Consider the following 6,100-nt stretch of genomic DNA (forward strand, 5'->3'; position numbering starts at 1 on the left):
TAGGTTATGAAGAATACAGAAACCAAGACACCGGGAGCAGTTCCCGCATTCCCAATATGGATGTTTACAGAGAATGTATGAAAGAAAAAGGCTATTAAGTTAAAACCCCATAGTTTGACTTTTCTCCCAAAAAGTGTTATAGTATATTTCTATGAAAACTATAACAGTAGTTATTCCTTTATATAACGAGGAAAAGAGAATACAAAAAACTATAAAAGCGCTAAACAAATTTGCGTCTCCCAAGGGTTTAACTATTTCAAAAGTAATATTTGTTAATGACGGTAGCACCGATAAAACTGTAAAAATTCTTGAAAACGCAAATTTTAAGTACCCCGCGGAAATATTGTCTTATAAAACCAACAGGGGCAGAGGATTTGCCGTTAAAATGGGGGTTAAAAAGGCTACCACCGATTATATTATGTACATAGACGGGGATTATTCCATTCCTTTGGAGAACTTAAAGTCTTTTAATAAACATATTCAAAAGGGGATAGATTTAATAGTAGGAAGCAAAAAACTGCCAAATACAAAGTGTTTGGTGAAAAGAGGTGTTATAAGAGAATTTATAGGTAGCGGGCACACCTTTATTTTTAACGCTCTTTTAGGTGTTGGGGTAAGCGATTATCAAGGAGGATTTAAAATTTTTACTAGAGAAATAGCTAGGGCAGTGTTTCCTAAATTACGACAAGAAAGATGGGGGCTGGACGCCGAGCTTTTATATGTGGCTAAAGAAATGGGGTACGCGATAAAAGAACTGCCCGTTGTTTGGTCGCATATAAGTACCTCTTCCAAAGTTAATTTGGCAAGAGATGTATTTAGAGCTTTAGCGGATGTTGCAACGATAAGAATAAGCGGGATACTAGGAAAATATAGCCCCGTTTCTTATTCCGAACAATTGGTGCCAAGAATAAGATTTATTCCAATACTTTAAATCTGGTAAAATACCATTATGGAGAAAATTTTGGTTATTTCAACTTATCCGCCAAAAGGTTCGTTATACGGTAATAAATTCAGCGCCGTGGCATCGTACACAAAAAATACTCTTACGCATATGTCCCGCTCGGTTTATTTTACAGTGTTAGCCGATAAGTTAGATAGCTCTGAAAATTACACGGAACAAAATGCGCAAGTTATAAGGTGTTGGAAAAGAAACAGTATAAAAAGTTTTTTTGCTTTATTAAAAAATGTGGCGAAGCGCAAAGAAGCCAAAAAAGTTCTTTTCGCTTTTGAATTCGGAATGTTTGGCGCAAGCAAAGTATTGCTTGGATTTATCCCCGTTTTATTTTTCTTTATTAAGTTATTAGGTAAAAAGATATACCTTGTATCCCACGGGGTGATTTTAAATTTTTCCGATATTAGCGAGCAAATGGGGGTGTTTGAAAGAGGGGTTTTATCAAAGAGTATGGGGGTTTTATTGAAAATCTATTATTTTATTTTAGGACGGATGTCAACAAAAATAATAGTTTTTGAAGAGCATTTGCGTAAATCCTTAATAGGTATCGGAATAGGGGAGAACAAAATATACACTATTCCGCACGGCGTTCACGAGGAAGGGGAAATACCCAGCAAAACCGAGTCCAGAAAAAGGCTTGGAATTGATAAAAACGATTTTATGGTTTTATGTTTTGGATTTTTAATCTGGTATAAGGGGTCGGACTTTATTGTTAACGCTTTTAGAGATAAATTTAAGGAAGAGGGTATAACGCTTATTATGGCGGGGGGAGAGAGCAATGTACACAAAAACGACCCCGTCTACGCGCGATACATATCTAATTTGTATAAAAATGTTGAGGGGCATTCCAATATCGTCCTCACGGGTTTTTTAAAGGAAGAGGATATAAAATATTACTTTTCGGCGTGCGATTTGGTTGTTTTGCCTTACCGCGCTTTTATATCCGCAAGCGGGCCTTTGAGTTTTGCTTTAACATACAAAAAGCCTTTTGTTATATCCCGCAATCTTAAAGAATACGCCAAAACCGCCGATTTTAAGAAGTCCCTATCCGCTGTTGATATGTCCGTTGAGGATATAGTTTTTAATATGGACGAAGATGATTTTCATAAAAAGATAATGGAATTTACGAAAGATAGAAATAAGCGAGTGTCTCTTGAAAATTTATCCAAAGAATTATTTAAAAACAGAAAATGGTCCAAAGTTGGAGAGATGTACAACAAAGTAATTCTGTAAAGTAAAAATATCTTTAAATCTGCTAAAATAGTTCCAATGACCAAATTAAAATTTTCGGATATTTTTTTTCCACTGGCGCTTTTGTTGGTTGTTATTGCAATTTTTATTAGTAACTACGCTCCGGGCACATATCTCACAGGATGGGACAACCTGCATCCTGAATTTGATTTAAAACTTAACTTATCGCGGGGGATTTTTTCGGTTTGGGAAGAATATCAAGGTTTGGGGCTTTTAACAGGGAACGCGCATAGCGCCAATATATTGCACACCCTTTTTATGTATTTTTTGCGCATTTTTGGTACTCCCGTTAATTTAATGAGATATACTTACCATTTTTCTATGCTTTTTACGGGAGTTTTGGGCTTATATTTTTTGCTAAAAAAGGTTAAGTTGGGTAACGCGGTTTCGTTTCTTGGCGCTTTGTTTTATTGCTTGAATTTGGGAACAGCGCAAATTTTTTATACCCCATATATTTCTTTTTCTCATTTTTACGGGTTACTTCCTTGGTTGTTGTATTCTTTGGTTAGGTACGCCAACAACAGCTCAAAAAAGAACCTCCTAGTTTTATTTTTAATAAATGTTCTGGCTGTCCCCGCATTTTATATTCCCACAATCTTTATAGTTTATGTTGTTTGCGTATTGCTTTTTGGATTTGTCGTCCTTGTCAAAAAAACTCGCCTCTTTAAGGTTTTGGGAATTGTTTTCGCTGTAAATTCTTTTTGGCTCTTGTCCTTTTTATATTTTATTTTTAACAATCTATCGGTTAGATACGGAGCGCTTTCTAGTTCAATGAGCTCGGATATTCTTTTTATGGAAAATGTTAAACATGGCAATTTAGCCAATACGCTTTTGCTGAAAGGATTTTGGTTTGGGAATGTGGATTTGCAAATAGAACAGGGGAAGTTTGATTATATGTTGCGTCCGTGGATTGATTATATGCAGAACCCGCCTGTTTTGATTATCGGTTACATTCTATCCGCTATAGTTTTTTTTGGATTTGCCGTTACCTTTATCCGTCTACTATCCAAAAAATATAAAAATAACACTTTTTTAATTGGGTTTGCGGGAATTTTTTTAATATCTTTGTTTTTTCTTTTAAACGAAAATTTTCCTCTAGGCTTTATCTATCACTTTTTAAGGCAGACATTTCCTCTGTTTGCGGAGGTTTTTAGGTTTCCTTTTACCAAATGGGTGGTTCCGGCAGCGCTTGCCTACAGCGTGTTCTTTGCGGTGGGAGTTAGTGTTTTAATAGAAAAGGTTAAGTTTAGGGGGTTGAACCCTCTAAAGGGTTCAACCCCAATGATGATTTTTATTATGTTCATATTGCTAATTGTTTGGATGTTTCCTATATTTAAGGGCAATCTGATTTATACTAATATGAAAGTTAAAATCCCAAACGAATATTTTGAACTTTTTGATTTTTTTAAAACCGTTCCAAAAACAGAACGGATAGCCAATTTTCCGCAGTACACCTTTTGGGGTTGGAATTATTATAAATGGGGGTACCGCGGAAGCGGGTTTTTGTGGTATGGTCTAGAACAACCTATCCTGGATAGAGCGTTTGATGTGTGGAATGTCCAGAATGAAAACTATTACAAAAATGTAAGCTATGCTTTATATTCTGAAAACGCCCAACTTTTTTACGATGTTTTAAATAAGTATCAGATAAATTGGGTTTTGGTGGATACAAATGTTATTCAGCCCGAAGGGGTGTTGGAATCTTTGTATATTTCTAAACTGGAGGCTCTTCTAGAGAACAATCCGAAAATTGTGTTGGCCAAAGATTTAGGTAGCATAAAAGTTTATAAGGTTATGCTTAACTATTTTCCGCAAAATTATTCCTATTTTTCAGGTAAGCGCAATGATTATAATGTTATTCGCGGAGACATATCCGAAATTGATGCTGATATTGCCTCACGCGGTAGGGAGGGGTACACTATAAATTTTGAAAAGCCTCTAAAAACCTCCAAGAAAGAGGTTTTGGAAAAATATTTTAACAATGAGAATTTAATTCCTGTTGAGATATGGGCGGGTATAAAAAACGGGAATTTAGACTTAAAGTTTTCGTATAAAGTTCCTTTATTTGAAGACGGGGAGTTGTCCCTTGTTAAAACGATAAATGTGGGCAGGCAAACCGATTTTATTTTAGCTATAAATTCCTCACAATTTATCCGTTTAAATAATCTAGGTAGCGTTTATAAATCTTATGGCAAAATCCTTATGCCCACAAAGGGGAATACTGCCCTTAACTTATATAACGGCAATGCGGATTATGTAAAAAGGTTTGAGTCCAAGGATTTTATAGACACCGTTTACTCTTGTTCCGCTTCCACGCCCGATTCTAAAGTATCCGCTATTTTGGAAGAAGGCGCGGTTAAGTTGGTTGGGGAAAATTCCGCCCCGTGTTTTCTACTTAAGGAAATTGTGGAGAAAAACGATGAGTATAATTTGATTTCGGTTTCTTATGGTTATAAATCGTTGGCGGAAGAACTTCCAGAGTACTGCTTTTTAACGGATTCTTCCGGGAAATGCCTAAACAATAAATTTGGCAATAGGCCAAGAAGCAGTTTAAGTTGGGATTCTTATACCGATTTTGTGGAGTTTTCAAAGAGTAGTTACTCTGGCGAGGTGTTTTTGGCGTTTGCGTTGGACGCTTACGACGAGGAAAAGACTATTTGGTACAAAGATATACGGCTTACTTTCTACCCGCTCGTTTTTTCGGAGACGGCAAACCCTCTTGAATTTTTGGTATCTGGTTATGGGGAAGGAGATAATTTGGATATGGCTAGCATAAATTTCGGCAAAGACTATTTTGTTTTTGATATAGATGCTAATTCTAACTTACATTCGCAATACGCTAGAAACTGCGACCGTTTCAATTCGCTTTTTGTGGATAAAGAAATTTCTGCGGGAGCTTTAATCTACTATTCCAAGAATGCGGTTAACTGTGAAGATTTTGAGCTTTTGAACCTGCCGCAAGCTGTTGGATATGTTTTTGCGGTGAATTCTCAAAACCTAAAAGGGCTGGCGCTTTCGTTTTGTATCTCAAACACATTGTCTAAAAGATGCGATGTTGTTCAAAAAGCTAATAGTAGCGAGAGTTATCTAGTTCTTCCGGCGATGAGTTCTAGTTTATTTGATTTAGGTTATATTTTTCATTTGGATAACACTTCTATAGGGAATATTGAAACCGCGAACAAACTAAATAATATCTCTGTTTATTATTACCCTTCGCTTTTTATTAAAAGTCTTTTTGAGGGGGAAAGAGTGGGGGACAAGTTTAGCGCAAATACCGCCACGATTATAAATTCTGTAAGGTATAATCCCGCGTTTTATAAACTAACCGCGAAACTTCCAAAGGGAGAGAGTTTTCTTGTATTTGGTCAATCTTATGAGAAAGGCTGGATTATGCTAGATTTTAGAGGGTCCATTTTACCCCACCATTTAGTTAATAGCTGGGCAAATGGGTGGACAATCGGTTGCGATGATTGGAAAGGGGAGGGTGTCTGCGAAAACGATTTTTTTATAATCTTTTGGCCACAGATATTGGAATTTATCGGCTTTGCGATTTTGCTTATTGCCTACCCTGTCATTGCGAGGAACGAGTCGTAGGCGAGAGACGAAGCAATCCCGATGAGATTGCCTTTTCCTTATACTAGAACCCATTTGACTAAGGAGTTTCCTTGTACAAGGAGACTCCTTTGTTTATCCCTTATGCGCCAGCCCGCAAAACCCCGTATCTTATAATACCCCGCGGGCGGTCTGTTGATAACTTAACTATTCCTTACCAAACCCCGCACCCCATAGACTTGACAAGGGTCTTTTTTTCTGGTATACTCTTTCTTAGTATGAAAATTAGTATGTCGTTGAAAACTATTTTAATATCTCTTTTTCTTATTACCGCTATTCAGAAGA

At 36.6% G+C, this 6,100-nt stretch carries 3 protein-coding genes; all 3 read left to right on the forward strand.

Annotation, left to right across the window (positions count from 1 at the left end; genetic code table 11):
* Nucleotides 1-151 precede the first annotated feature (151 nt).
* Genes KJ678_04485 through KJ678_04495 form a run of 3 tightly spaced genes read left to right on the forward strand, consistent with a single transcriptional unit; the run spans nt 152 to nt 5,797 of the window.
* Nucleotides 152-931, forward strand: a complete 780-nt coding sequence (locus KJ678_04485; GenBank protein ID MBU1017385.1) for a glycosyltransferase — start codon at nt 152-154, stop codon at nt 929-931.
* 18 nt (nt 932-949) lie between these two features.
* Nucleotides 950-2,185: a glycosyltransferase gene (locus KJ678_04490; protein MBU1017386.1), complete on the forward strand. Its 1,236-nt coding sequence runs from the start codon at nt 950-952 to the stop codon at nt 2,183-2,185.
* Nucleotides 2,186-2,221: 36 nt separating this feature from the next.
* Nucleotides 2,222-5,797 carry a hypothetical protein gene (locus tag KJ678_04495; GenBank protein ID MBU1017387.1) on the forward strand — a complete coding sequence of 1,192 codons (3,576 nt, stop codon included), beginning with the start codon at nt 2,222-2,224 and terminating at the stop codon, nt 5,795-5,797.
* The last annotated feature ends 303 nt before the right edge of the window (nt 5,798-6,100 follow it).

The sequence above is a fragment of the Patescibacteria group bacterium genome (assembly GCA_018817085.1).
Lineage (GTDB): Bacteria > Patescibacteriota > WWE3 > CG2-30-40-12 > CG2-30-40-12 > CG2-30-40-12.

Coding starts and splice junctions, on each gene's coding strand:
- KJ678_04485 (MBU1017385.1), top strand. CDS start 152: ATGAAAACTATAACAGTAGTTATTCCTTTATATAACGAGGAAAAGAGA.
- KJ678_04490 (MBU1017386.1), top strand. CDS start 950: ATGGAGAAAATTTTGGTTATTTCAACTTATCCGCCAAAAGGTTCGTTA.
- KJ678_04495 (MBU1017387.1), top strand. CDS start 2,222: ATGACCAAATTAAAATTTTCGGATATTTTTTTTCCACTGGCGCTTTTG.